This is a genomic window from Pseudomonas sp. CG7, from assembly GCF_023701885.1.
GTDB lineage: Bacteria > Pseudomonadota > Gammaproteobacteria > Pseudomonadales > Pseudomonadaceae > Aquipseudomonas > Aquipseudomonas zanjanensis.
This window is the reverse complement of record NZ_JABAEE010000034.1, coordinates 43,275-65,282: the sequence shown is the minus strand read 5'-3', so window position 1 is coordinate 65,282 and position 22,008 is coordinate 43,275. Positions and strand designations below refer to the sequence as shown.

The window sequence follows — 22,008 nt, the reverse complement described above, 5'->3', positions numbered from 1 at the left end:
ACTGGCTAGAGTCGGAATCGAGCTTTTAGTCCCGCCCACCCCTTCAAGTCTAAACATACAAGCGAGCTTGCTCGCGATGGCGGCAGACCAACCGGCATTGAAGCAAGCTGACCCACCGCTATCGCGAGCAAGCTCGCTCCCACAATGTAGTGTCTCTGAGTTTCCTCCTGTGGTGAGGAAGGCGTAGCAGCCCCGTCAATCACCTTTTAGACACACTTTGCATAAACAACTTGGATTCATGCGCGAACATTAATTAGAATCAGTCTCATTTAAGACCTTGCGCAGGCTTCTGGACATGTGTGATGCAGTTACGCCGACGGAGCAATCCCTCCATGCGTTGTACCGTGACCACGGGAGTTGGCTGGAAGGCTGGTTGCGACGGCGCATGGGCAATGCCTGGGATGCGGCGGACCTGCGCCAGGATACCTTCCTGCGGGTGCTTTCCAGTGCCCAGCCATTGGCTGACCTGCAAGAACCCCGGGCTTACCTGCTGACTGTCGGCAAGCGCCTGCTGAGCAACTTCTACACCCGACGCAATCTGGAGCAGGCGTACCTCGACGCGTTGGCGAACCTGCCTGAAGCTTGCGCGCCGTCGCCGGAACAGCGTTGGCTGCTGCTGGAAACGCTGCAAGCCTTGGACGAATTGCTCGATGGCCTGCCGCCCTTGGTGCGGCGGGCTTTTTTATGGAGTCAGCTCGAAGGCCTGGGTTATCGCGAGATCGCCGAGCGCCTGCAAGTCTCCGAGCGCACCGTGAAGCGCTACATGGCCCAGGCCTACGAGCATTGCCTGTTGGTGGACTTCTGATGTCGTCGACGCCATCACCCGAGGCCCGTGAAGCGGCACGGGCGGCTGCCCGCTGGTTGACCCTGATGGAATTCGACGGCGACGCGTTCGACTCGGCGGCCCTGCAACGCTGGCGCGACAGCAGCGCTCACCACGAGGCGGCCTGGCAGAAGGCCCAGCGATTGCGCCAGCGCTTTGCCGGGGTGCCAGCCTCCCTGGGCATGGCCACCCTGGACCGTCCGGCGCTGGCCCGGCGCGCGGTGCTCAAGCGTGCATTGGGCGTCGCTGCATTGGTCCCGGCTGCCTGGCTGTTGGGGCGAGAGCTGCCGTTGGAGGTCTGGCGCGCCGACTTGCACACCGCCACGGGGGAGCAACGACGCTGGACGCTGGTCGATGGCAGTGCGCTGCAACTGAACACCGACAGCGCCGTCGACCTGGATCTCAACGCTCGGCGCCTGGTGTTGGTGCGCGGGGAGATGGCCCTCAAGCTCGCCGGGAGCACGCCGCTGTCCGTCGAGTCACCCTATGGGCTCATCACACTCAATCGTGGCGAAGTCTGCCTGCACTTGGGTGAGGGAGACTGCCGGGTGTCGGTGCTCAGCGGCTCGGCGCAACTGCAACCCTTGCGCGGGCCTTCGCTGAGCTTGGAAGAGGGCCAGCAGGTCAACTTCCAGGCATCAGGCGCGGGGCCGGTGCGGGCGTTCGATGTGGCCCAGCTGGGTTGGCGTGACGGGGTACTGGTTGCGCAGGACCAGCCGCTGGGGCATTTCCTGCGGGAGCTGGACCGTTATCGTCCTGGCGTTTTGCGCTGGGACGAAACCCTGGAATCGCTGCGAATCACTGGCAGCTTCCGCCTGGACAACACTGATCGAATCCTCACGCTGCTTGCCGCCAGCCTGCCGTTGGACGTGCACATGCGTACTCGTTACTGGGTGACGTTGACGCCTCGCAAAAAACTGGCCTGAGGCCGGTATGCAATAGAAACCAGCAGTGATACCCCTGTGGCGAGGGGATTTATCCCCGCTGGGCTGCGTAGCAGCCCCAAAAGCAACGACCTCGATCTTACTGGCACACCGAGTGGTCTGGTTGGGGGCCGCTGCGCAGCCCAACGGGGATAAATCCCCTCGCCACAAGGCCTGTCCCCTTTTTTTGTCTCGCTTGTCATTCAAGGCAACTGAACAAAAACGAGAGCGCTTTCCAATGTCCGCAGTTGTTCCTTTGCGTTTGCGCCCGGCCTTTGCCGGCTGGCGTCCGCTGTTGAACCTGAGCCTCATGCTGAGCCTGGGTGCCAGCCCTTTTTTCATCTCATCGAGCCACGCCGAAGAAGCCGCCCGGCGCAGTTACCAGGTGCCGGCCGGCAGCCTCAGCGCGGCGTTGACCCGGTTTGCCGGGCTGGCCGGGGTCAACCTCTCGGTGGACCCAGCCTTGGTGAGCGGGCGCAACAGCGCCGGGCTCTCGGGGGAGTTTGGTGTGGAAGAGGGGTTTGCCCGGCTGTTGCGAGGCTCGGGCCTGCAATTGCAGCCGGTGGGGGAGCAGGCGTACATCCTGATGCCAGCGCCGGAAGGCGGCAGCCTGCAGTTGGCGCCCACTTCTATTTTCGGCGCAACGGCATCGACGGACAGTCCGGTGTATGCCGGCGGCCAGGTGGCACGGCGCGGTTCCCAAGGCTTGCTGGGCTCGCGGGATTTCATGGAAACGCCGTTCAGCATGACCACCTACACCAGCACTACGGTCAAGAACCAGCAGGCGCGAACCCTGGGCGACCTGATCGCCAGCGACCCCTCGGTCCGCGCCACCAACCCGGCGGGCGGACGCTACGAGCAGTTCACCATTCGTGGGTTCAGCCTGTTCAACAGCGATGTCGCCTACAACGGCCTCTACGGCATCCTGCCGACTTACACCATCGATATGGAGATGGCCGAACGCGTCGATATCCTCAAGGGTCCGAGCCAGCTCATCAACGGTGTCTCGCCGCGGGGCAGCGGGGGGGGCGGGATCAACGTGGTGCCCAAGCGCGCCACCGACAAGCCCATCACCTCCTTCACCGGCAGCTACGCCTCCAATAACCAGTTGGGCGGGGCGGTGGATGTCGGTCGGCGCTTTGGTGAAGAGGACAAGTTTGGTATCCGCTTCAACGGCGTGAAGCAGGAGGGCGACACCGAATGGGATCACCAGAGCGTGGACCGCGAGATGGCGGTGCTGGGCCTGGATTTTCTCGGGGAACGCCTGCGACTGTCGACCGACATTGGCCACACCGAGCGTAACACCGACGCGCCCCAGGAACGTGTGCAGGTCGGCGCCAACGCGCAGGTTCCTCACGCCAGCGATGTGCGCGACAACTACGCCCAGCGGTGGAGCAAGGCGCGCACCCAGGACACTTTCGGCACCGTGAACGCTGAGTTCGATCTCAGCGATTCCGTGATGCTGTATGGCGGTGTCGGCGCGCGTAAAAGTGACCACGACTTCCTTCGGCACAACGTTTCGGTCACCAATGACGCGGGCGACTTCACCGTCCAGCCCCGTGACTTCACCCGGGAGGAAAATGTCCGCACGGCCACGGCCGGGGTGCGCAACTGGTTCCATACCGGTCCGGTGAGCCATGAGGTCAACCTGGCGGCCAGCTATTTCTACATGGACTTCGAAAATGGTGGCGCTCGTTACGGCAACGGCCGCAGCAACCTGTACGACCCGGTGCAGACCCCAACGCCGAGCAACCCGACGCGACAGGACGATAAGGTCTACACCGAGAACCGCTTCAGCGGCGTGGCGTTGTCTGACACCCTGGGGCTGTTCGAGGACCGCTTGCTGCTGACCCTCGGCGCTCGCTGGCAACGGGTGAAGGTTGACGACTGGACCAATAACGTCAAGGGCGACACCGCCTACGATGAGGAGAAGGTTTCGCCGTCGGGCGGCATCCTGTTCAAGGCGACAGACAAGCTGTCGCTGTATGCCAACTACATGGAAGGCCTGAGCCAGGGCAAGATCGCGCCGTCGACATCGGTGAATGAGGATGAGATTTTCCCACCGTTCATCAGCCGTCAGGTCGAGGTGGGCGCCAAGTACGACGCCGGCCCGTTCGCCGTCACCGCCGCGGTATTCCGGATCAAGCAACCGGCCTACGCGACCGACGCCACGACTCGCGTCTTCGGCCCCAACGGCAAGCGCGAAAACACCGGCGTGGAGTTGAGCGTGTTCGGCGAACCGCTCAAGGGCACCCGCTTGCTCGGCGGTGTGATGTTCATCGACAGCGAACTGACCGACACCACCAATGGCGCCTTCGATGGCAACCGCGCACCGGCCACGCCCAAGTACAACGTCAACCTCGGTGCCGAATGGGACGTGCCGACGGTACAGGGACTGACATTGACCAGCCGTGGCATCTACTCCAGCGCGCAGTACCTGGACCAGTCCAACACCAAGGAAATCGATGCCTGGACGCGTTTCGACGTGGGCGCTCGCTACGGCTTCAAGATCGACGAGAAGAACATCACCCTGCGGGCCAACATCGAAAACGTGGCCGACAAGCGCTATTGGAGTTCGGCCGGTGCGTCGGATGACAGTGAGCCTGGGCTGACATTGTCGACCCCGCGCACCTACCTGCTGTCCGCGACGGTGGATTTCTAAGTCGACGTGCCGCTCCAGGGAGGGAGCTGCCCGGGTTTCAGGTATCGCGGAACAGGTCGTGGGCATCCAGCAGTCGCCAGGCGATCTCGGGGCGTTTTTCCAGGCCGCGGCGGATGGCGGCAGGGATCGACTGGCGGATCTTGCGGCACAGGCCGGGCTGGTCCTGGAATTCGATGGCGATGCCGCGCATGGTCCGCACTTCGTTGTAGCCGGGCTCGACGCTCAAGCGGATACCCAGGTTCTCGTACAAGCGTTGTTGCAGGCGCTGGAGTTCATCGAGGCTCTGGATGTTCTCCAGGCGTTCGAGCAGGCGTTTTTCTTCCTGGCGGTTCAGGCAAAGGATGCGCAGGTCCCTGCCGGGCGCTTGCAGCAACGCATCACGCCCGCAATCGCAGACGCCGGGCGGGCAGGGGGGACGGATCGGGATCGACGCGGTCATGGGCTCCACAAGAAAATGCTGCACAACGAAACAGCGGGCTTATCGCCGACCCAGGCAATGTGATGCCTGGCGGCATGTGGGTCAAGCCTGTTGGAGGGGCCACTGGTCTGGCGCTGCTGTGCACTCCACAGTTTCACTGTGGGGGCGAGCTTGCTCGCGATAGCGGTGGGTCAGCTTGCAGGGATGTTGAATGTTCCACCGCCATCGCGAGCAAGCTCGCTCCCACATTTGAATTTCCGTGAACACAAAATGCTGTGCTCGACATGGATTCTCTGTGGGAGCGAGCTTGCTCGCGATAGCGGTGGTTCAGTTGGCGAAAATGCCAGCAAATTACAACCCCAACTCAGACAACCCCGGATGATCATCCGGCCGGCGGCCCAGGGGCCAATGGAACTTGCGCTCGCTTTCCTTGATCGGCATGTCGTTGATGCAAGCGTAGCGGTTGGACATCAGGCCTTGCTCGTTGAACTCCCAGTTTTCGTTGCCGTAGGAACGGAACCAGTTGCCCGAGTCGTCGTGCCATTCATAGGCGTAGCGCACGGCGATGCGGTTATCGGTGAAGGCCCAGAGCTCCTTGATCAGCCGATAATCCAACTCCTTGGCCCACTTGCGGGTCAGGAATGCCTTGGCTTCTTCGCGGTTATGGGCGAATTCGGCGCGGTTGCGCCATTGAGTATCCAGTGTGTAGGCCAGGGATACTTTTTGTGGGTCGCGAGCGTTCCAGCCATCTTCGGCCAGGCGAACTTTCTCGAGCGCTGATTCACGGGTGAACGGCGGCAACGGCGGACGAACTTCAGAAGAGGCAGGCATGGCGGATCTCCAGTGAGGTGATGAATTGCACAGGGCTTAACGGGTCAGGCGTGTAACAACTTATCCAGCATGTCCTGGGCGTGATCAGCCGCGCTGTGGTCGCCCATGACCAGCGCCACGGTAATCGCGCCATCGAGCAAGATCAGCAGTTGGCGGGCCAGGGTATCCGGGCGCTCGACACCTTGTTCGACACACAGCCGGGTCACGTAGTCGAGCAACTTCTGTTTGTGCATCTTCGCCACCTGGCGGACCGGATCTTGCGGATCACCGGTTTCGCCGCTGGTATTGATGAAGGCACAGCCGCGAAAACCGTCGCTGTCGAACCAGCCCTTGAGCACGGTGAACAGGTTGAGCAGCCGTGCGGTGGGGGTGGGCGCCTTGTCCACCTCGGTGCTGAACCATTGCATCCAGCGCTCGTCCCGTCGCTTGAGGGCGGCCACGATCAGGTCGTCCTTGTTGGCGAAGTAGCGATAGACACTTTTCCTGGAGACGCCGGCGGTTTTCACCAGAAGGTCCATGCCGGTGGCAGCGATGCCACTTCTATAGATCAACTTTTCGGCGACATCGAGGATGATGTCTCGTGTTTCATTACCAGTGATATCGTTCATGGATTGAAAGTAGAATGATCGTTCTCCTTGGTCAAGTCTTTTTTTCTTGACGACAGGAAGACCCGAACCCATCCATGGTGTAAGCTCATCCGTTCTTCGGAATCGACCTTTTGCGAGCCCTATGCCGTCGCTCTTCAAACGCTCCCTGCTGCCCAAGCTGCGCAGCTTTGCACTGACCGCCGACGCGGTGACCATCCTCGATGGCGCTGCTCAATTCCGCCGTTGCCTGCTGGAGAAAATCGCCCAGGCCACCCAGCGCATCTACATCGTCGCCCTGTACCTGCAACAGGACGAGGCCGGCCAGGAAATCCTCGATGCCCTGCATGCCGCCAAAGCGGCGCGTCCGGAACTGGACGTGGTCGTGGTGGTGGACTGGCTGCGGGCCCAGCGCGGGCTGATCGGCGCCAAGAAGCAGCCGGGCAACTCGGCGTGGTACCAGGAGCAGACCCGCACCCATGCCAGCGAAGTGCCGATCTACGGCGTGCCGGTGCAGACCCGCGAGCTGTTCGGCGTGCTGCATTTGAAAGGTTTCGTGATCGATGACTGCGTGCTGTACAGCGGCGCCAGCCTGAACAACGTCTACCTGCACAAGTTCGACAAGTACCGCTACGACCGCTATCACCTGTTGCAGAACACGGCATTGGCCGATTCGATGCACCACTTGGTGCAGCATGGCCTGGTCACTTCCCGGGCCGTGCATCGCCTGGACCTGCCGAACCTGCCCAGCACCCGCAGTTTGCGCAAGGACATCGGTGACCTGCGCAGTCGCTTGAAGTACGCGACCTATGACACCAGCGCCGGCAGCCTCGACAAAAGCGGCCTGTCAGTGAGCCCATTGCTGGGCGTGGGCAAGAACAATCCCCTGAGCCGGGTGATCGGTGAACTGATCGCCAGCAGCCGCCAGCAACTGACGATCTGTACCCCGTATTTCAACCTGCCCCTGGCCGTGACCCGGGAGCTCAACCGCGCCCTGGCCCGCGGGGTCAAGATCGACATCATCGTCGGTGACAAGACCGCCAACGACTTCTACATTCCGCCAAGCGAGCCGTTCAAGATCATCGCGGCGCTGCCCTACCTCTACGAAATCAGCCTGCGCCGCTTCGCCAAGCGGCATCAGCGGGCGATCGACAGCGGTCAATTGAACCTGCACTTGTGGCGCGACGGGGACAACACCTATCACCTCAAGGGCATGTGGGTCGACGAGCGCTACACCTTGCTGACCGGCAACAACCTCAACCCCCGGGCCTTTCGCCTGGACCTGGAAAACGCGCTGTTGCTGGACGACCCCAAGGGCGAGCTGCTGGCGCCGCGCCAGGCCGAACTCGAGCAGATCTACCGCCACACCCTGCGGATAGAGCGTTACTTGGACCTGGAAACCCTGCCGGACTACCCCGAGGCCGTGGCCAGGTTCCTGAAGCGGGTCAGCCGGGTGCGGATCGAACGGCTGCTCTACCGGATCCTGTGAACATCCGCGCCATGTCGGAAAAAGACACCATTTCCATCCAGTTGGTACGTGAGGCGCTGCTGCAAAGCTGTGCCCCTGGAGCCGCTACCGATGAGGTCCTGAGCAAGGTCGTCATAGCCCCGGCGCTGCTCGACGATCCCCAGGGGCGGGTCCCGGCCCATGCCTATGCGCGGCTCTGGCGTTTACTGGCCCGGCGGTTGGATGACGAGTTTTTCGGCATGGACCCGCGCAAGCTCAAGTCCGGCAGCCTGGCGTTTCTCTGCCAGTGCGCCATGGCCCAGCCCACGCTGGCGACGGGTTTGACGGCGGGGCTAGGTTTTCTGTCGCTGATGCTCGAACACCTGCCGGCCCAATGGGTGCGCCAGCAAAGCCTGGCGGAGATCGTGCTGCTGGAAGATGACCAGGCGCCGCGCCGGGCCTTTACGTATTTCACGTACTGGATGATCGTCCATGGCGTGGCCTGTTGGCTGGCCGGGCGGCGTATTCACATTCTGTCCGTCGAACTGCGCTGCCCGGCGCCGGATTTCTGCGACGACTACCGCGTGATGTTTCGCCAGAACCTGCGCTTTGACCGGCCACGCACGCGGATGATTTTCGCCGCCGAATGCCTCGACCTGCCTATCCGGCTCATCGCCGATGAGCTCAAGCGCTTCCTGGCCCAGGCCCCGGCCAACATCCTGGTCAAATACCGCAACCCGCAAAGCCTGGCCAGCCGCATCCGCCACGACCTGCGGCAACTGCCCGCCGACCAGTGGCCGGAAACCGAGGCCCTGGCCCAGCAGTTGTGTGTGTCCGCCTCGACCCTGCGTCGACGCCTGGCGGAAGAGGGCCAGACTTACCAAGGCCTCAAGGACAGCGTGCGCAAGGACCTGGCGATCACCTGGCTGGCCGAGCCCTCCATCAGCTTCGTCGAAATTGCCTCGCGCCTGGGTTTCGCCGATGCCAGTTCCTTCTACAAGGCGTTTCGCAAATGGTCCGGGTCCAACCCGGGGCATTATCGCAGCCTGATTCTCAACGAGAGCGACTGACCTATTGCCGGGTCGCGCCGGATCCTGTGGGAGCGGGCTTGCTCGCGATAGGGCCATTACAGGCAACACATCCCTCCAACCATGGCCAAACCAGTCAAGCAACTTGATGGCTTTGACCATTGCCGCCACCGCCCTTCGGCGCGAGTATTTACCCGCTCTTCACGGTTCCCCCACCCAATAAAAAGTACAGAGGGATTCTGGTCATGCGCGATTATTCGTCCGCCACGTCGCAGTTCGATTACCTGCACACCGTCAACGCAGCATTGCACGGCTCGCTCGAGGCGCTCAATGCCTGCGTCGAGTGTTGCGACCGGCATGCGCTGCCGGGGCGCATCGCCTTGTTCTGGGAGGGCCGTGACGGCAGCGAGGCCACCTGGACTTACCGCGACCTGCAGGACAACGCCGCGCGGTTCGCCAATTTCCTGCGTGCCCAAGGCGTCGGCAAGGGCGACAAAGTGGCCGGCCTGCTGCCGCGCACCGCTGAACTGCTGATCGTGGTCCTCGCCACCTGGCGTATCGGCGCGGTGTATCAACCGCTGTTCACTGCGTTCGGACCCAAGGCCATCGAGCACCGACTTGGCAGCTCAGGGGCGCGCATTGTCGTCACAGATGCCGTCAACCGTCCCAAACTCAACGAAGTCGCCGGTTGCCCCACCGTCGTGACGGTCGGCGGCGAAAAGGGCCAGGGCATCGTGCGTGGCGACTACAGTTTCTGGGCCGATGTGGCGAACCAATCCAACCAGTGCGAACCGCTGATGCTCACCGGTGAAGACCCGTTCCTGCTGATGTTTACCTCCGGCACCACGGGCCCTGCCAAGGCGCTGTCGGTGCCGCTCAAGGCCATCGTGGCGTTCCAGAGTTACACCCGTGACGCGGTGGACCTGCGTCCTGAAGACGCTTTCTGGAACGTCGCCGACCCGGGGTGGGCCTACGGCATCTATTTTGGCGTGACCGGACCGCTGGCCATGGGGCATCCGATCACCTTCTACGATGGCCCGTTCACCCTCGAAAGCACCTGCCGGATCATCAACAAATACGGCATCACCAACCTGACCGGCTCGCCCACGGCCTATCGCTTGTTGATCGCCGGCGGTGAGCAGTTCGCCCGCTCGATCAAGGGCAAGCTGCGCATCGTCAGCAGCGCCGGCGAGCCGTTGAACCCCGAGGTGATCCGGTGGTTTGCCGACAACCTTAACGTGGTGATCCATGACCATTACGGCCAGACCGAACTGGGCATGGTGCTGTGCAATCACCATGGGCTGGAACATCCCGTTCACCTGGGCGCGGCCGGTTTCGCCTCGCCGGGCCATCGCATCGTCGTGCTGGATGAAAACCAGCGCGAACTGGGCGTGGGCCAGCCGGGCATTCTCGCGGTGGACCGCAGCCAGTCGCCCATGTGCTGGTTCGCCGGTTACGAAGGCGGACCGACCAAGGCCTTCGTCGGCGATTACTACCTCAGTGGCGACACCGTGGAGCTGAACCCGGACGGCAGCATCAGCTTTGTCGGCCGCAGCGACGACGTGATCACTACCTCCGGTTACCGGGTCGGTCCGTTCGATGTGGAAAGCGCGCTGATCGAACACCCAGCCGTCGTGGAAGCGGCGGTAATCGGCAAGCCGGACCCGGAGCGTACCGAGTTGGTGAAGGCCTTCGTGGTGCTCAGCACCCAATACCGCGCCTCACCGGAGCTGGCCGAGGAGCTGCGCCTGCACGTGCGCCAGCGCCTGGCGGCCCATGCCTCTCCCCGTGAAATCGAATTTGTCAGCGACTTGCCGAAAACCCCAAGCGGCAAGTTGCAGCGCTTTATCTTGCGCAACCAGGAAATCGCCAAGGTTCAAGAGACTTTGGCGCAGAACGTTTCAGCTTGAATCCAAGGAAACCATGATGCAGATCGACAACAAGATTTTCCTCGTCAGCGGCGGTGCTTCCGGCCTCGGCGCGGCCCCCGGTGAAATGCTGGGCAAGGCCGGCGCCCAGGTGATGCTGGTGGACCTCAACGCCGACGCCGTAGCCGCCCAGGCGCAAAAACTGGGTTGCCAGAGCGTGGTGGCCGATATCAGCAACGAGGCGGCGGCTGAAGCGGCGGTCAAGGCCACGGTCGATGCGTTCGGTGGTCTGAATGGCTTGGTGAATTGCGCCGGTATCGTGCGCGGCGAAAAGATCCTCGGCAAGAACGGCCCCCCCGCACTGGCCAGCTTCAGCCAAGTGATCAATGTCAACCTGATCGGTAGCTTCAACCTGCTGCGCCTGGCCGCCGCGGCCATTGCCGAAACCGAAGCCAACGCGGACGGCGAGCGCGGGGTGATCATCAATACGGCCTCGGTGGCGGCCTTCGACGGGCAGATCGGTCAGGCGGCTTATGCGGCCTCCAAAGGCGCCATCGCCAGCCTGACGTTGCCGGCCGCTCGTGAGTTGGCGCGCTTCGGTATTCGGGTAATGACCATCGCGCCGGGGATCTTCGAAACCCCGATGATGGCCGGCATGACCCCGGAAGTGCGCGATTCCCTGGCCGCCGGCGTGCCGTTCCCACCGCGCCTGGGCAAACCTTCCGAGTACGCGGCGCTGGTCAGGCATATCATTGAAAACAGCATGCTCAACGGCGAGGTGATCCGTCTCGACGGCGCCTTGCGTATGGCAGCCAAATAAGTCAGGAGGATTCATGATGTCCAGCGATCCTATTGTTATTGTCAGTGCCGTCCGCACCCCCATGGGCGGTTTCCAGGGCGAGCTGAAAAGCCTCACCGCGCCACAACTGGGTGCCGCCGCCATCAAGGCCGCCGTGGAGCGTGCCGGCGTGGCGCCGGGCGCGGTTGAAGAGGTGCTGTTCGGTTGTGTGCTCGCCGCCGGCCAAGGCCAAGCCCCGGCGCGTCAGGCCGCGCTGGGCGCCGGGCTCGACAAGTCGACCCGCTGCACCACGCTCAACAAGATGTGCGGTTCGGGCATGGAAGCGGCGATCCTGGCCCATGACATGCTCATCGCCGGCAGTGCCGAGGGGGTGGTGGCCGGTGGCATGGAGAGCATGTCCAACGCGCCGTACCTGCTGGACCGTGCCCGCGGTGGTTACCGCATGGGCCATGGCCGGGTGCTTGACCACATGTTCCTCGACGGCCTGGAAGACGCCTACGACAAAGGTCGGTTGATGGGGACCTTCGCCGAAGATTGCGCCGAGGCCAACGGTTTGAGTCGCGAGGCCCAGGATGCCTTCGCCATTGCCTCCACCACCCGCGCCCAGCAGGCGATCAAGGACGGCAGTTTCGACGCCGAGATCGTGCCGTTGCAGGTCATGGTCGGCAAGGAACAAGTGACCATTCGCCACGACGAACAACCGCCGAAAGCGCGGATCGACAAGATCGCCTCGCTCAAGCCGGCGTTCCGCGAGGCCGGCACGGTGACGGCAGCCAACGCCAGTTCCATTTCCGATGGCGCCGCCGCCCTGGTGCTGATGCGCCAAAGCCAGGCAGCCGAGCGTGGCCTCAAGCCGTTGGCGGTGATCCACGGTCACGCGGCGTTCGCCGATACCCCGAGCCTGTTTCCCACTGCGCCGATTGGCGCCGTGAAGAAATTGATGCAAAAGACCGGATGGTCGCTGGATCAAGTCGATCTGTTTGAGGTCAACGAAGCCTTCGCCGTGGTGGGGCTGGTGACCATGGCCAAGCTGGAAATCGCCCATGACAAGGTCAACGTCCACGGCGGTGCCTGTGCGTTGGGCCACCCGATTGGCGCGTCTGGCGCACGGATCCTGGTGACGCTGCTGTCGGCCCTGCGCCAGAAAGGCTTGAAGCGCGGCGTCGCGGCGATCTGCAGCGGCGGCGGCGAAGCCACGGCGATGGCCGTCGAATGCCTGTATTAAGGAATCACCATGCTCCCGACTGAAGAACAGACCCAAATCCGTGACATGGCCCGGCAGTTCGCCGAGGAGCGGCTGAAACCGTTCGCCGCCGAATGGGACCGTGAGCACCGTTTCCCCCGGGAAGCCATCGGTGAAATGGCCGAACTGGGCTTTTTCGGCATGCTGGTGCCGGAGCAGTGGGGCGGTTGTGACACTGGTTACCTGGCCTATGCCATGACCCTGGAGGAAATCGCCGCCGGCGATGGCGCATGCTCGACCATCATGAGCGTGCACAATTCGGTGGGCTGCGTGCCGATCCTCAAGTTCGGCACCGATGAGCAGAAGGCGAAATTCCTCACGCCCCTGGCCAGCGGCGCGATGCTGGGCGCGTTCGCTCTGACCGAGCCCCAGGCCGGGTCGGACGCCAGCAGCCTCAAGACTCGGGCGCGGCTGGAGGGTGATCATTACGTGCTCAACGGTTGCAAGCAGTTCATCACCTCCGGGCAGAACGCTGGGGTGGTGATCGTGTTCGCGGTGACCGATCCGAGCGCCGGCAAGCGGGGCATCAGTGCCTTCATCGTGCCGACCGATTCGCCGGGCTACAGCGTGGCGCGGGTGGAAGATAAACTCGGCCAGCACGCGTCCGACACCTGCCAGATCCTGTTCGAGGATGTGAAGGTGCCGGTGGGCAATCGCCTGGGTGAGGAGGGCGAGGGCTACAAGATTGCCCTGGCCAACCTGGAAGGCGGCCGGGTGGGCATCGCGGCGCAAGCGGTGGGCATGGCCCGCGCCGCGTTCGAAGCGGCCCGGGACTATGCGCGGGAACGCTCCAGTTTCGGCAAGCCGATCATCGAGCATCAGGCCGTGGCGTTCCGCTTGGCGGACATGGCGACCCAGATCGCGGTGGCCCGGCAAATGGTGCATTACGCCGCCGCCCTGCGGGACAACGGCCAGCCAGCGTTGGTGGAAGCGTCCATGGCCAAGCTGTTCGCTTCGGAAATGGCCGAGAAGGTCTGCTCCATGGCGTTGCAGACGCTGGGCGGTTACGGTTACCTCAATGATTTCCCGCTGGAGCGTATCTACCGCGACGTGCGGGTCTGCCAGATCTATGAAGGCACCAGCGACATTCAGCGCATGGTCATTTCGCGCAATCTTTGAACAGGAGTCCTGCATGAGCTACGAAACGATTTTATTGGAGATCAAGGACCGCGTCGGCCTGATCACCCTCAACCGTCCCCAGGCCTTGAACGCCTTGAATGCGCAGATCGTCAGCGAGCTGAACCAGGCCCTGGATAGCCTGGAGGCGGATCCGAAGATTGGCTGCATCGTGCTGACCGGCTCGAAAAAGGCCTTCGCCGCCGGGGCTGACATCAAGGAAATGGCTGACCTGACCTACCCGCAAATCTACCTGGACGACCTGTTCAGCGACAGCGACCGCGTGGCCAACCGCCGCAAGCCGATCATCGCCGCGGTGAACGGTTTTGCCTTGGGCGGGGGCTGCGAGCTGGCGTTGATGTGTGATTTCATTCTGGCCGGGGACAATGCCAAGTTCGGCCAGCCGGAAATCAACCTCGGCGTACTGCCGGGCATGGGCGGCACCCAGCGCCTGACCCGTGCGGTAGGCAAGGCCAAGGCCATGGAAATGTGCCTGACCGGGCGTTTCATCGACGCGGTGGAAGCCGAGCGTTGCGGCATCGTCGCGCGGATCGTACCGGCCGACGAACTGCTGGACGATGCGCTGAAAACTGCAGCGTTGATCGCCTCCAAGTCGGTGCCCATTAGCATGATGGTCAAGGAAAGCGTCAACCGCGCCTTTGAAGTCAGCCTGTCCGAAGGCGTGCGTTTCGAGCGCCGGGTATTCCATGCGGCGTTTGCGACGCAGGACCAGAAGGAAGGCATGGCGGCGTTCGTGGCCAAGCGTGCGGCGGAGTTTCAGGACAAGTAATGCGGCGTTGCTGTTGACGCTATCGCGAGCAAGCTCGCTCCCACAGTGGATCGGGGGTGTGCGCAGTATTTGCGTACGCCGCCGAACCCTGTGGGAGCTGGGCTTGCCCGCGATAGCGGCGGAACATTCGGCATTGTTGTGACAGATGCATCGCTTTCGCGAGCAGGCTCGCTCCCACAGTGGATCGGGGGTGTGCGCAGCCTTTGTGTACGCCGCTGAACCTTGTGGGAGCGAGCTTGCTCGCGATGCTTTTCCTGCCGCTACACCAGGTAGTGTTTCAGTTCCCGGGCGATGACCATTCGCTGTATCTCGCTCGACCCTTCGTAGATCTGGGTAATCCGCGCGTCGCGGTAGTAGCGTTCTACCGGATAATCCTCGAGATACCCGTACCCGCCATGAATCTGTATGGCCGAGGAGCAGACCTTTTCGGCCATTTCCGAGGCGAACAGCTTGGCCTGGGAGGCTTCCGACAGGCACGGCTTGCCGGCGCTGCGCAGGCGGGCGGCGTGGAGGATGAGCAGTCGGGTGGCGTTGATGCGGGTGTGCATGTCGGCCAGCAGGTTGGCGATGCTCTGGTGTTCGATGATCGGCTTGTCGAATTGGACACGATCGCGGGCGTAGGCCAGCGCCGCTTCGAACGCTGCGCGCGCGATGCCCAGGGCTTGCGCCGCGATGCCGATGCGACCGCCTTCCAGGTTGGACAGGGCAATGGCCAAGCCCTTGCCACGCGCGCCCAGCAGGTTGGCCTCGGGGATGGTGCAGTTGTTCAAGGTAACCGCACAGGTGTCTGAGGCGCGGATGCCCATTTTGTGGTCGGTGCGATCAGCGATGAACCCCGGCGTATCGGTGGGCACCAGGAACGCCGAAATACCTTTTTTGCCCAGCTCCGGGTCGGTCACGGCAAACACAATCGCCAGTTTCGCCCGCTTGCCGTTGCTGACGAACTGCTTGGCGCCATTGATCACCCACTGGCCATCGCGCAGTTCGGCCCGGGTACGCAGGTTGTGGGCTTCGGAACCGGCCTGGGGCTCGGTCAGGCAGAAGCAGCCTATGGCCTGGCCACTGGCGAGCTCCGCCAGCCACGTCTGCTTCTGTTCATCGGTGCCGAAATTCAGCACCGGCCCGCAACCCACCGAGATGTGGATGCTCATCAGCGCCCCGGTGGCACCATCGCCCGCGGAGATTTCCTCCCCCGCCCGGGCATAGGCCACGTAGTCGACATAAGTGCCGCCCCATTCTTCCGGCACCACCATCCCCAACAGGCCCAGTTCGCCCATCTTCGCCACCAGGCCGTCGTCGATCCAGCCGGCTTTTTCCCAGGCCTGGGCATGGGGGGCGATTTCACCACGGGCGAAGTCCCGGGCCATCTCGCGGATCATCACTTGTTCTTCGGTCAGTTCGAGGTCGTGCATGGCTCAGTTCCCGTGGTCGTCGAAGCCGTCGAAGAAACTCGCCACATGGTCGGCGTCCAGCGCCTCCAGGGTCGGCGGGTTCCAGCGCGGGTTCTTGTCTTTGTCGATCAGCAAGGCGCGCACGCCTTCGATCAGGTCTCCGCGTTCGAACCATTGCCGGTCCAGGTGCAGCTCCAGGGCAAAACAGTCTTCCAGGCTCAAATGCCGGCCGCGCCGCAGCATTTGCAGGGTCACGGCCATGGCCAGGGGCGAGCGGCTGTCCAGCAGGTCGGCGGTCTTCACCGCCCATTCATGGCTGTTGGCGACGGTGACTTGGCGCAACTGCTCGACCATGCTCGGTACGTCGGGCAGGGCAAAGAAATGGTCGATGGCTGGGCGCAAGTCGGCCAGGGGCGGGGCAGGGAGCTGTTGCTGGCCGAGTTTGGCCAGTAGGCTTTGCAGATCCTTGAGCGGCGTGTCGTGCCATTCCAACCGATCGAGACGCGCGTCCAGTTGCTTGAGCTTGCGGCTGTCGAGGTACCAGTCGGCGAGCCCGCAGTACAACGCGTCGGCGGCGCGGATCTGTACGCCGCTGACCCCCAGGTAGATCCCCAGCTCACCGGGAATGCGCGGCAGGAAATAACTGCCGCCGACGTCGGGGAAATAACCGATGGCGACTTCTGGCATGCCCAGGCGACTGCGTTCGGTCACGACCCGCAGGTCGGCGCCTTGCACCAGGCCCATGCCGCCGCCCAGCACGAAGCCGTCCATCAAGGCGAGGATTGGTTTGCGGTAGTGGTGGATCGTCAGGTCGAGGGCGTATTCCTCGACGAAGAAATCTTCATGCAGGGTATCGCCTTGTTTGTGACTGTCGTAGAGCGAGCGGATATCACCGCCGGCGCAGAACGCTTTGTCACCGGCGCCACGCAGTACCACGGCACGGATCTGTGGATCGAGTGCCCACGTATCGAGTTGTTGTTGCAAGCTGCGCACCATGCCCAGGGTCAGGGCATTGAGGCCGGCGGGGCGGTTCAGGGTCAAGTGGCCAACGTGATTGCGAACGTCGACCAGCACCTCATGGGCCACGGCTTCGATGGTTTCCGCAGCTTGGGATGAAACCTGAGCTGTCATCGCTAACTCCCTGCTTTTATTGTTTTTTATGAATTGTGTCGCGCGTACCCGATCAGGATCGTACCAGTGCAAATTTGCCTTGCACAACCGGGATACGTGCAGGTCCTGTCTGCATATTTATAGCAGCCACAGGCTCAACCGCGACTTGAAAGGACCTCCGTGATGCTGCGGCGCTTGGCATTTCGCTCGCTGACGTGGATGAGTTGTTCCAGATCTTCCGGGGTGACGTCGAAGAATGCCTCCATTTCCGCCAGGGCCAGTTTCAGGTCTTCGGCGGTGATGGCCTGGCGGTCGACGGGAGGGTGGTCAGCCGGTATGACGGCCACCGGTTCGCTGGCGCGCTTGGGATAGCGCACCCGCGTCAGGTTGTTGTAGGCCAGGGCAAAGATGAGCAACCCGGAGCCGGCCAACATGGCCGCGCCAACCGCCTGCCAGTCCAGGGCAACGATAGATGGATCCGCCAGCACCAACGTCGCCGCCAGGGCACCGGCCGGCGGGTGCAGGCAACGCAGCCAGCACATCAGCACCAGTGCCATGCCGGCCGCCAGGCAGGCGCTGCCCAGCGTACGCCCCAGGACATGGGCCACCAGCAGCGCCACGACCGACGCACACAGGTAACCGCCGACAATCGACCACGGCTGGGCGAGGGCACCCGATGACACGGCAAACAACAGCACGGCCGAAGCACCGAGGGGGCCGATCAGGTGTTGTGCCACCTCCAGGCCAAAGACCTGGCCACATAGCCAGACACTGAACAGGGTCCCCAATGCCATGCCGATGGCGGCGCGGCTCCATTCGGTGGGACGGGTATTGATAGCGGCGGGGATCCAGCGAGAAAGCATTAAGCGAAAATCCAAAAAACGAACAAAAAAAGGGGCTTACGGGGAGATCCCAGAAAGCCCTTTAAGTGTTCCAACAGTTGGGGGAGGAACGGTGCACAGTGTGCCGGTCACAACCCTCGCTTACAAATTCATATTAATGCTGCTTGAGTGCATTAATTTTGAGGTAACGATCGCGCTCAAGCACTTCTGGAGGCTGGGAACCAGGTCTGCTGGGCAATGGGCAGGCCGCGGGATTGCCCGCGGCCCATCGGGAAATAGGTGAAGCCCTTGTCGGCCATGCGGTCCGGGTCAAACAGGTTGCGACCGTCGAAAATCACCGGGGCCTTGAGCCGCTGCCGGAGCAGGTCGAAGTCCGGCGCCTTGAAGGGCTGCCATTCGGTGCAGATGACCAGCGCGTCGGCGCCCGGCAACACCGATTCCGCCGTGCCCATCAACAAGAGTCGGGTCTCGTCGGGGTAGAGCAGTTGCGTCTGCTGCTTCGCCTCCGGGTCATATGCACGGACGCTGGCCCCCGCGGCCCAGAGCGACTCCAGCAGGGTGCGGCTCGGCGCATCGCGCATGTCGGCGGTGTTGGGCTTGAAGGCCAGGCCCCACAGCGCGAACGTCTTGCCGCGCAGGTCGCCCTGGTAGAACGCGTTGATCCGTTCGAACAGTTTGTGCTTCTGCCGCCCGTTGATGGCTTCCACCGCTTGCAGCAAGTCGCTGGAACAATGGGCCTGCTCGGCGGTGTGGATCAAGGCGCGCATGTCCTTGGGAAAGCACGAGCCGCCGTAGCCGCATCCCGGGTAGATGAAGTGGTAGCCGATGCGCGAGTCGGCGCCGATGCCCAGGCGTACGGACTCGATGTCGGCCCCCAGGTGTTCGGCCAGTTCGGCGATCTGGTTGATGAAGCTGATCTTGGTCGCCAGCATGCCGTTGGCGGCGTATTTGGTCAGTTCGGCGCTGCGCAGGTCCATGAACAGGATCCGGTCGTGGTTGCGGTTGAACGGCGCGTACAGGTCACGCATGGTTTCGCGCACTTCATCGCGCTCGCAGCCGATCACGATGCGGTCCGGACGACGGCAATCGGCGACCGCCGAGCCTTCCTTGAGAAATTCCGGGTTGGAGACGATATCGAACTGCAGCAAGCGACTGGCCTTGAGCAGGCATTTGTCGATGTGCGCTCGCAGAACGTCGCCAGTGCCCACCGGCACGGTGGATTTCTCCACCACAATGAGCGGTTGCTCGCGGTAGCGGGCGACGGCCTCGCCAACGGCCAGGACCTGGCTCAGATCTGCGCTGCCATCGTCCCGGGAGGGTGTGCCCACCGCGATAAACAACACCTGGCCGTGTTGCACGGCAAGTTGTTCGTCACAGGTGAAGTGCAAGCGCCCGGCCTCCAGCCCTTCACGCACCAGCGCGGCCAGGCCGGGCTCGAAAATGCTCACCTGGCCTTGCCGCAGGCTGTCGACCTTGCGCTCGTCGATGTCCATGCACACCACGTCATGGCCCACTTCGGCCAACACGGCGGCTTGTACCAACCCTACGTAACCACTTCCGAATACACTGATCTTCATGGCGGATTCCCTGGATCATTCCGAGTGGGCGACCTGCACAACCTGCGTTCGCCGCAGTGCGCTGGGCTCAGAATAAGTCGGGGATATTGCAGTTCACTTACAGCCCGCTGAAGTCTTGCACCGCCAAACGGTACGCTGCGGGCAGTTGCGCAACGAACTCGCCAACCACTTCCCGGGTCAGGCTGACGATGTCTTCCACTCGCTCCATGCCGGCACCGGTTCGCCAACTGGCGACGATGTCCATGACCGAGGGCAGTGGCACACCATCCACCAACGTCAAGGTGCCTTGGGCCAGTTCACCGACCACCAGCGCCGCGGGCATGGCGCCAATGCCGAAGCCGTCGCGAACCAGGCGGGTGATGGCCGATGCCGAGTTCACGCAGTTGATGCGTGGCGAGACGATGTTGGCCGAGTGCAGCAGATTGAGGATGTCCTGGTGGGGCCTTGAGTTGCGCGAGAAGGTCACGATGCGTTCCTGGGACAAATCTTCCAGCGACCCATAGGCGCGGTCGTAGGCGGAGCCGGTGCGTACCACCCAGTGCATCGGATAACGGGTCAGCACTGCGTTGCGCACGCTGTCCAGGCGCAGGATGTCGGTCTGGAAAATGATGTCCTGGTAGCCTTTTTCCAGTTGTGAGCAGAGGTTGCTCGCGGTGTCGGCCGACAGTTCGATTTCCAGGGCCGGGTAGCATTCCATCAGGCGTGTGACCAAGGGGCTGAGCCAGGTGTGGATCACCGTATCCATCGCACCGATGCGGATCCGGCCGCGCACCTGGCGCGGATCCTTGATCGCGGCTCTCATGCTTTGCATGGTATCCATGATGCGCTCGGCGTATTCCAGCACGCGCTGGCCTTCGGAGGTCAGCGACACCCCTTTGGAATCGCGCACGAACAGCCGCACACCCATTTCGTCCTCCAGGGCGGCGATCCGGCTGGAAATGGACGCCTGGGTGGTGAACAGCTTCTCCGCGGTGAGGCGAAAGCTCTTCAGGCGGGCCACCCAGACGAAGGTTTCGAGAAACTTGATGTTCACTTGGGGCGGTTCCTTGGCGCAGTCATGGAAAGCATGGAAACTGTGGCGAGAGGAGTCACCCCCCACAGGGAAGTCTCCTCCCGCAGTCGCTAGGCAGGTTTCATATTCTTCACTGCCCGGCATTAGTCATATACAAGACCACTTCTTGCAACTCATGCAGATCCGGCACGTTATCGACAGCCGCTTCCGGCCGGCACCACGGATAGTCCAGCCTCGATGCCCAGGCCATGATCATCGGCAGATCGGTCGCCCGGCAGGGTCTTCATGTGTTCAATGGTGATGGTCAATCCCTCGGCCAGTCGCGACTGCGAATCGAAGTGCCAGTCATACAGGCCACAACCGACCCGCGCCTCGCCACTGCTCTTGTCCGACATCGCCACCAGCCATTTGCACTGGAACGCTTCGGCGTCTACTGGCGGTGGGGCGGCCAGGCAGAACGTGTAGACGTTTTCGAAGGCCTGGCCGAAGCGACTGACCAGCACATCGCCAATGGCGGTACGGCCTTCAACGTGACCAGGAAACGTGATGGAGCCGGTGCGCACGACCATGTCCAGAATAGCAGTCGGCGTAAAGGCCTGGTCCAGCAGGTGCGGGCGGTTGCCGTCCTTGGCATTGATGTACTGTTGAATCGATTGCCGAGCCGTGTTCATCGTGTATCCCTTCAGATTGTCATTCGTGGCTTACAAATCACTGTTCCACAAGTCCGTCACCAGCATGCAGCCCGGGGCGTGGGTGATGCACAACGGTGGGCGCGAGGCCTGGACCTCCGATTGAGGCGTCACGCCGCAGGCCCAGAAGACCGGGATTTCGTCGGCTTCCACTGGCACGGCGTCGCCGTAATCCGGCGTGTCCAGGGATTGAATGCCGATCAGTGACGGATCGCCGATATGCACTGGAGCGCCGTGAACGTTGGGCATGCGTCCGGTGATCTGGATCGCCTGGATGGCCGCGGCGGCCTTCATCGGCCGCATGGTCACCACCATCTTGCCAGACAGTCGGGCGGTGGGGCGCGTGTCGATGTTGGTCTGGAACATCGCCACATTGCGCCCCAGTTCAATGTGCCGCAAACGGATGCCGGCCTCCAGCAACGGTTGTTCGAAGGAGAACGAACAACCGAGGGCGAAGGCCACCAGGTCGTCCTGCCACAAGTGTTCGATGTCCAGGGGCGATTCGCTCAACTCGCCGTTGCGGTAGACCCGGTATTGAGGCACTTCATGACGGATATCGATGGCGGCACCCAGGTTGCGAAAGAACGGGTCCCCTGGCTCGGTCACGTCCAGCACCGGGCAGGCCTGGCGGTTGAGGGTGCAATAGCGCAGGAATTCATTGGCCCAGTCGCCGGGCAGAATCACGATATTGGCTTGCACGCGACCTTGGCCCAGGCCGCTGGTGTGGCCTTGGTATTGGCCGGCGGCGATGCTTTGGCGCAGGGCAACGGGTGAGTATTGTTGTAATTGTTCGAAGGACGTCATCACGGGTTCTCCAAGTGGTCGTTCGCTACTTTGGGAACAGCGTGGCGATGA

General features: G+C 62.7%; 19 protein-coding genes and 1 pseudogene. 10 read left to right on the top strand and 10 right to left on the bottom strand.

The window, feature by feature from the left end; translation table 11 throughout:
* Nucleotides 1–295 precede the first annotated feature (295 nt).
* The 3 genes from HGO40_RS15715 to HGO40_RS15705 all read left to right on the top strand — a co-directional run bounded on the left by HGO40_RS15715 (nucleotide 296) and on the right by HGO40_RS15705 (nucleotide 4,408).
* Nucleotides 296–805, top strand: a complete 510-nt coding sequence (locus HGO40_RS15715) for a sigma-70 family RNA polymerase sigma factor (protein WP_186706814.1) — start codon at nucleotides 296–298, stop codon at nucleotides 803–805.
* Nucleotides 805–1,749, top strand: coding sequence for a FecR domain-containing protein (locus tag HGO40_RS15710; RefSeq protein WP_250963749.1), 945 nt, complete (start codon nucleotides 805–807; stop codon nucleotides 1,747–1,749). The genes HGO40_RS15715 and HGO40_RS15710 overlap by 1 nt, the downstream gene beginning before the upstream one ends.
* Before the next feature lie 235 nt (nucleotides 1,750–1,984).
* A complete protein-coding gene (locus HGO40_RS15705; protein WP_250963748.1) occupies nucleotides 1,985–4,408 on the top strand; it encodes a TonB-dependent receptor in 2,424 nt (807 codons plus the stop codon).
* Between the two features lie 37 nt (nucleotides 4,409–4,445).
* Here the strand turns inward: HGO40_RS15705 and HGO40_RS15700 are convergent, their stop codons facing one another.
* From HGO40_RS15700 to HGO40_RS15690, 3 genes are all read right to left on the bottom strand, one after another.
* On the bottom strand, nucleotides 4,446–4,847 hold the full coding sequence (locus HGO40_RS15700; RefSeq protein WP_250963747.1) for a hypothetical protein: 402 nt from the start codon (nucleotides 4,845–4,847) through the stop codon (nucleotides 4,446–4,448).
* 330 nt (nucleotides 4,848–5,177) lie between these two features.
* Nucleotides 5,178–5,657: a nuclear transport factor 2 family protein gene (locus tag HGO40_RS15695; RefSeq protein ID WP_250963746.1), complete on the bottom strand. Its 480-nt coding sequence runs from the start codon at nucleotides 5,655–5,657 to the stop codon at nucleotides 5,178–5,180.
* A gap of 44 nt (nucleotides 5,658–5,701) precedes the next feature.
* Nucleotides 5,702–6,265 carry a TetR/AcrR family transcriptional regulator gene (locus HGO40_RS15690; RefSeq protein ID WP_250963745.1) on the bottom strand — a complete coding sequence of 188 codons (564 nt, stop codon included), beginning with the start codon at nucleotides 6,263–6,265 and terminating at the stop codon, nucleotides 5,702–5,704.
* Between the two features lie 121 nt (nucleotides 6,266–6,386).
* On the opposite strand from HGO40_RS15690, the gene pssA reads away from it, so the two are divergent.
* From pssA to HGO40_RS15655, 7 genes are all read left to right on the top strand, one after another.
* On the top strand, nucleotides 6,387–7,730 hold the full coding sequence (gene pssA, locus HGO40_RS15685; protein ID WP_250963744.1) for a CDP-diacylglycerol--serine O-phosphatidyltransferase: 1,344 nt from the start codon (nucleotides 6,387–6,389) through the stop codon (nucleotides 7,728–7,730).
* Between the two features lie 11 nt (nucleotides 7,731–7,741).
* Nucleotides 7,742–8,758 carry an AraC family transcriptional regulator gene (locus HGO40_RS15680; protein WP_250963743.1) on the top strand — a complete coding sequence of 339 codons (1,017 nt, stop codon included), beginning with the start codon at nucleotides 7,742–7,744 and terminating at the stop codon, nucleotides 8,756–8,758.
* A gap of 203 nt (nucleotides 8,759–8,961) precedes the next feature.
* The gene (locus tag HGO40_RS15675) at nucleotides 8,962–10,626 is read left to right on the top strand and encodes an AMP-binding protein (RefSeq protein ID WP_250963742.1); all 1,665 of its coding nucleotides are present in this window, start codon (nucleotides 8,962–8,964) and stop codon (nucleotides 10,624–10,626) included.
* Between the two features lie 16 nt (nucleotides 10,627–10,642).
* Nucleotides 10,643–11,404: an SDR family NAD(P)-dependent oxidoreductase gene (locus HGO40_RS15670; protein WP_250963741.1), complete on the top strand. Its 762-nt coding sequence runs from the start codon at nucleotides 10,643–10,645 to the stop codon at nucleotides 11,402–11,404.
* Between the two features lie 16 nt (nucleotides 11,405–11,420).
* Nucleotides 11,421–12,608, top strand: a complete 1,188-nt coding sequence (locus tag HGO40_RS15665) for an acetyl-CoA C-acyltransferase (RefSeq protein WP_250963740.1) — start codon at nucleotides 11,421–11,423, stop codon at nucleotides 12,606–12,608.
* A gap of 9 nt (nucleotides 12,609–12,617) precedes the next feature.
* A complete protein-coding gene (locus HGO40_RS15660) occupies nucleotides 12,618–13,745 on the top strand; it encodes an acyl-CoA dehydrogenase (RefSeq protein WP_250963739.1) in 1,128 nt (375 codons plus the stop codon).
* Between the two features lie 13 nt (nucleotides 13,746–13,758).
* Nucleotides 13,759–14,532 (top strand): enoyl-CoA hydratase, encoded by a 774-nt coding sequence (locus HGO40_RS15655; RefSeq protein WP_250963738.1) that lies wholly within the window; start codon nucleotides 13,759–13,761, stop codon nucleotides 14,530–14,532.
* Between the two features lie 260 nt (nucleotides 14,533–14,792).
* On the opposite strand, the gene HGO40_RS15650 is transcribed toward HGO40_RS15655, so the two are convergent.
* The 7 genes and pseudogenes from HGO40_RS15650 to HGO40_RS15620 all read right to left on the bottom strand — a co-directional run bounded on the left by HGO40_RS15650 (nucleotide 14,793) and on the right by HGO40_RS15620 (nucleotide 21,957).
* Nucleotides 14,793–15,944, bottom strand: a complete 1,152-nt coding sequence (locus HGO40_RS15650) for an acyl-CoA dehydrogenase family protein (RefSeq protein ID WP_250963737.1) — start codon at nucleotides 15,942–15,944, stop codon at nucleotides 14,793–14,795.
* A 3-nt stretch (nucleotides 15,945–15,947) separates the two neighbouring features.
* Nucleotides 15,948–17,054, bottom strand: coding sequence for an enoyl-CoA hydratase/isomerase family protein (locus tag HGO40_RS15645; RefSeq protein WP_250963736.1), 1,107 nt, complete (start codon nucleotides 17,052–17,054; stop codon nucleotides 15,948–15,950).
* A gap of 134 nt (nucleotides 17,055–17,188) precedes the next feature.
* Nucleotides 17,189–17,896 carry an HPP family protein gene (locus tag HGO40_RS15640; protein ID WP_250963735.1) on the bottom strand — a complete coding sequence of 236 codons (708 nt, stop codon included), beginning with the start codon at nucleotides 17,894–17,896 and terminating at the stop codon, nucleotides 17,189–17,191.
* Between the two features lie 176 nt (nucleotides 17,897–18,072).
* The gene (locus HGO40_RS15635) at nucleotides 18,073–19,452 is read right to left on the bottom strand and encodes a UDP-glucose dehydrogenase family protein (protein ID WP_250963734.1); all 1,380 of its coding nucleotides are present in this window, start codon (nucleotides 19,450–19,452) and stop codon (nucleotides 18,073–18,075) included.
* A 97-nt stretch (nucleotides 19,453–19,549) separates the two neighbouring features.
* On the bottom strand, nucleotides 19,550–20,485 hold the full coding sequence (locus HGO40_RS15630) for a LysR family transcriptional regulator (protein ID WP_250963733.1): 936 nt from the start codon (nucleotides 20,483–20,485) through the stop codon (nucleotides 19,550–19,552).
* Nucleotides 20,486–20,594: 109 nt separating this feature from the next.
* Nucleotides 20,595–21,135 (bottom strand): annotated as a pseudogene (locus tag HGO40_RS15625) (hypothetical protein).
* Between the two features lie 30 nt (nucleotides 21,136–21,165).
* On the bottom strand, nucleotides 21,166–21,957 hold the full coding sequence (locus HGO40_RS15620; RefSeq protein ID WP_250963732.1) for a putative hydro-lyase: 792 nt from the start codon (nucleotides 21,955–21,957) through the stop codon (nucleotides 21,166–21,168).
* Nucleotides 21,958–22,008 lie beyond the last annotated feature (51 nt).

Coding starts and splice junctions, on each gene's coding strand:
- HGO40_RS15715 (WP_186706814.1), top strand. CDS start 296: ATGTGTGATGCAGTTACGCCGACGGAGCAATCCCTCCATGCGTTGTAC.
- HGO40_RS15710 (WP_250963749.1), top strand. CDS start 805: ATGTCGTCGACGCCATCACCCGAGGCCCGTGAAGCGGCACGGGCGGCT.
- HGO40_RS15705 (WP_250963748.1), top strand. CDS start 1,985: ATGTCCGCAGTTGTTCCTTTGCGTTTGCGCCCGGCCTTTGCCGGCTGG.
- HGO40_RS15700 (WP_250963747.1), bottom strand. CDS start 4,847: ATGACCGCGTCGATCCCGATCCGTCCCCCCTGCCCGCCCGGCGTCTGC.
- HGO40_RS15695 (WP_250963746.1), bottom strand. CDS start 5,657: ATGCCTGCCTCTTCTGAAGTTCGTCCGCCGTTGCCGCCGTTCACCCGT.
- HGO40_RS15690 (WP_250963745.1), bottom strand. CDS start 6,265: ATGAACGATATCACTGGTAATGAAACACGAGACATCATCCTCGATGTC.
- pssA (WP_250963744.1), top strand. CDS start 6,387: ATGCCGTCGCTCTTCAAACGCTCCCTGCTGCCCAAGCTGCGCAGCTTT.
- HGO40_RS15680 (WP_250963743.1), top strand. CDS start 7,742: ATGTCGGAAAAAGACACCATTTCCATCCAGTTGGTACGTGAGGCGCTG.
- HGO40_RS15675 (WP_250963742.1), top strand. CDS start 8,962: ATGCGCGATTATTCGTCCGCCACGTCGCAGTTCGATTACCTGCACACC.
- HGO40_RS15670 (WP_250963741.1), top strand. CDS start 10,643: ATGCAGATCGACAACAAGATTTTCCTCGTCAGCGGCGGTGCTTCCGGC.
- HGO40_RS15665 (WP_250963740.1), top strand. CDS start 11,421: ATGTCCAGCGATCCTATTGTTATTGTCAGTGCCGTCCGCACCCCCATG.
- HGO40_RS15660 (WP_250963739.1), top strand. CDS start 12,618: ATGCTCCCGACTGAAGAACAGACCCAAATCCGTGACATGGCCCGGCAG.
- HGO40_RS15655 (WP_250963738.1), top strand. CDS start 13,759: ATGAGCTACGAAACGATTTTATTGGAGATCAAGGACCGCGTCGGCCTG.
- HGO40_RS15650 (WP_250963737.1), bottom strand. CDS start 15,944: ATGCACGACCTCGAACTGACCGAAGAACAAGTGATGATCCGCGAGATG.
- HGO40_RS15645 (WP_250963736.1), bottom strand. CDS start 17,054: ATGACAGCTCAGGTTTCATCCCAAGCTGCGGAAACCATCGAAGCCGTG.
- HGO40_RS15640 (WP_250963735.1), bottom strand. CDS start 17,896: ATGCTTTCTCGCTGGATCCCCGCCGCTATCAATACCCGTCCCACCGAA.
- HGO40_RS15635 (WP_250963734.1), bottom strand. CDS start 19,452: ATGAAGATCAGTGTATTCGGAAGTGGTTACGTAGGGTTGGTACAAGCC.
- HGO40_RS15620 (WP_250963732.1), bottom strand. CDS start 21,957: ATGACGTCCTTCGAACAATTACAACAATACTCACCCGTTGCCCTGCGC.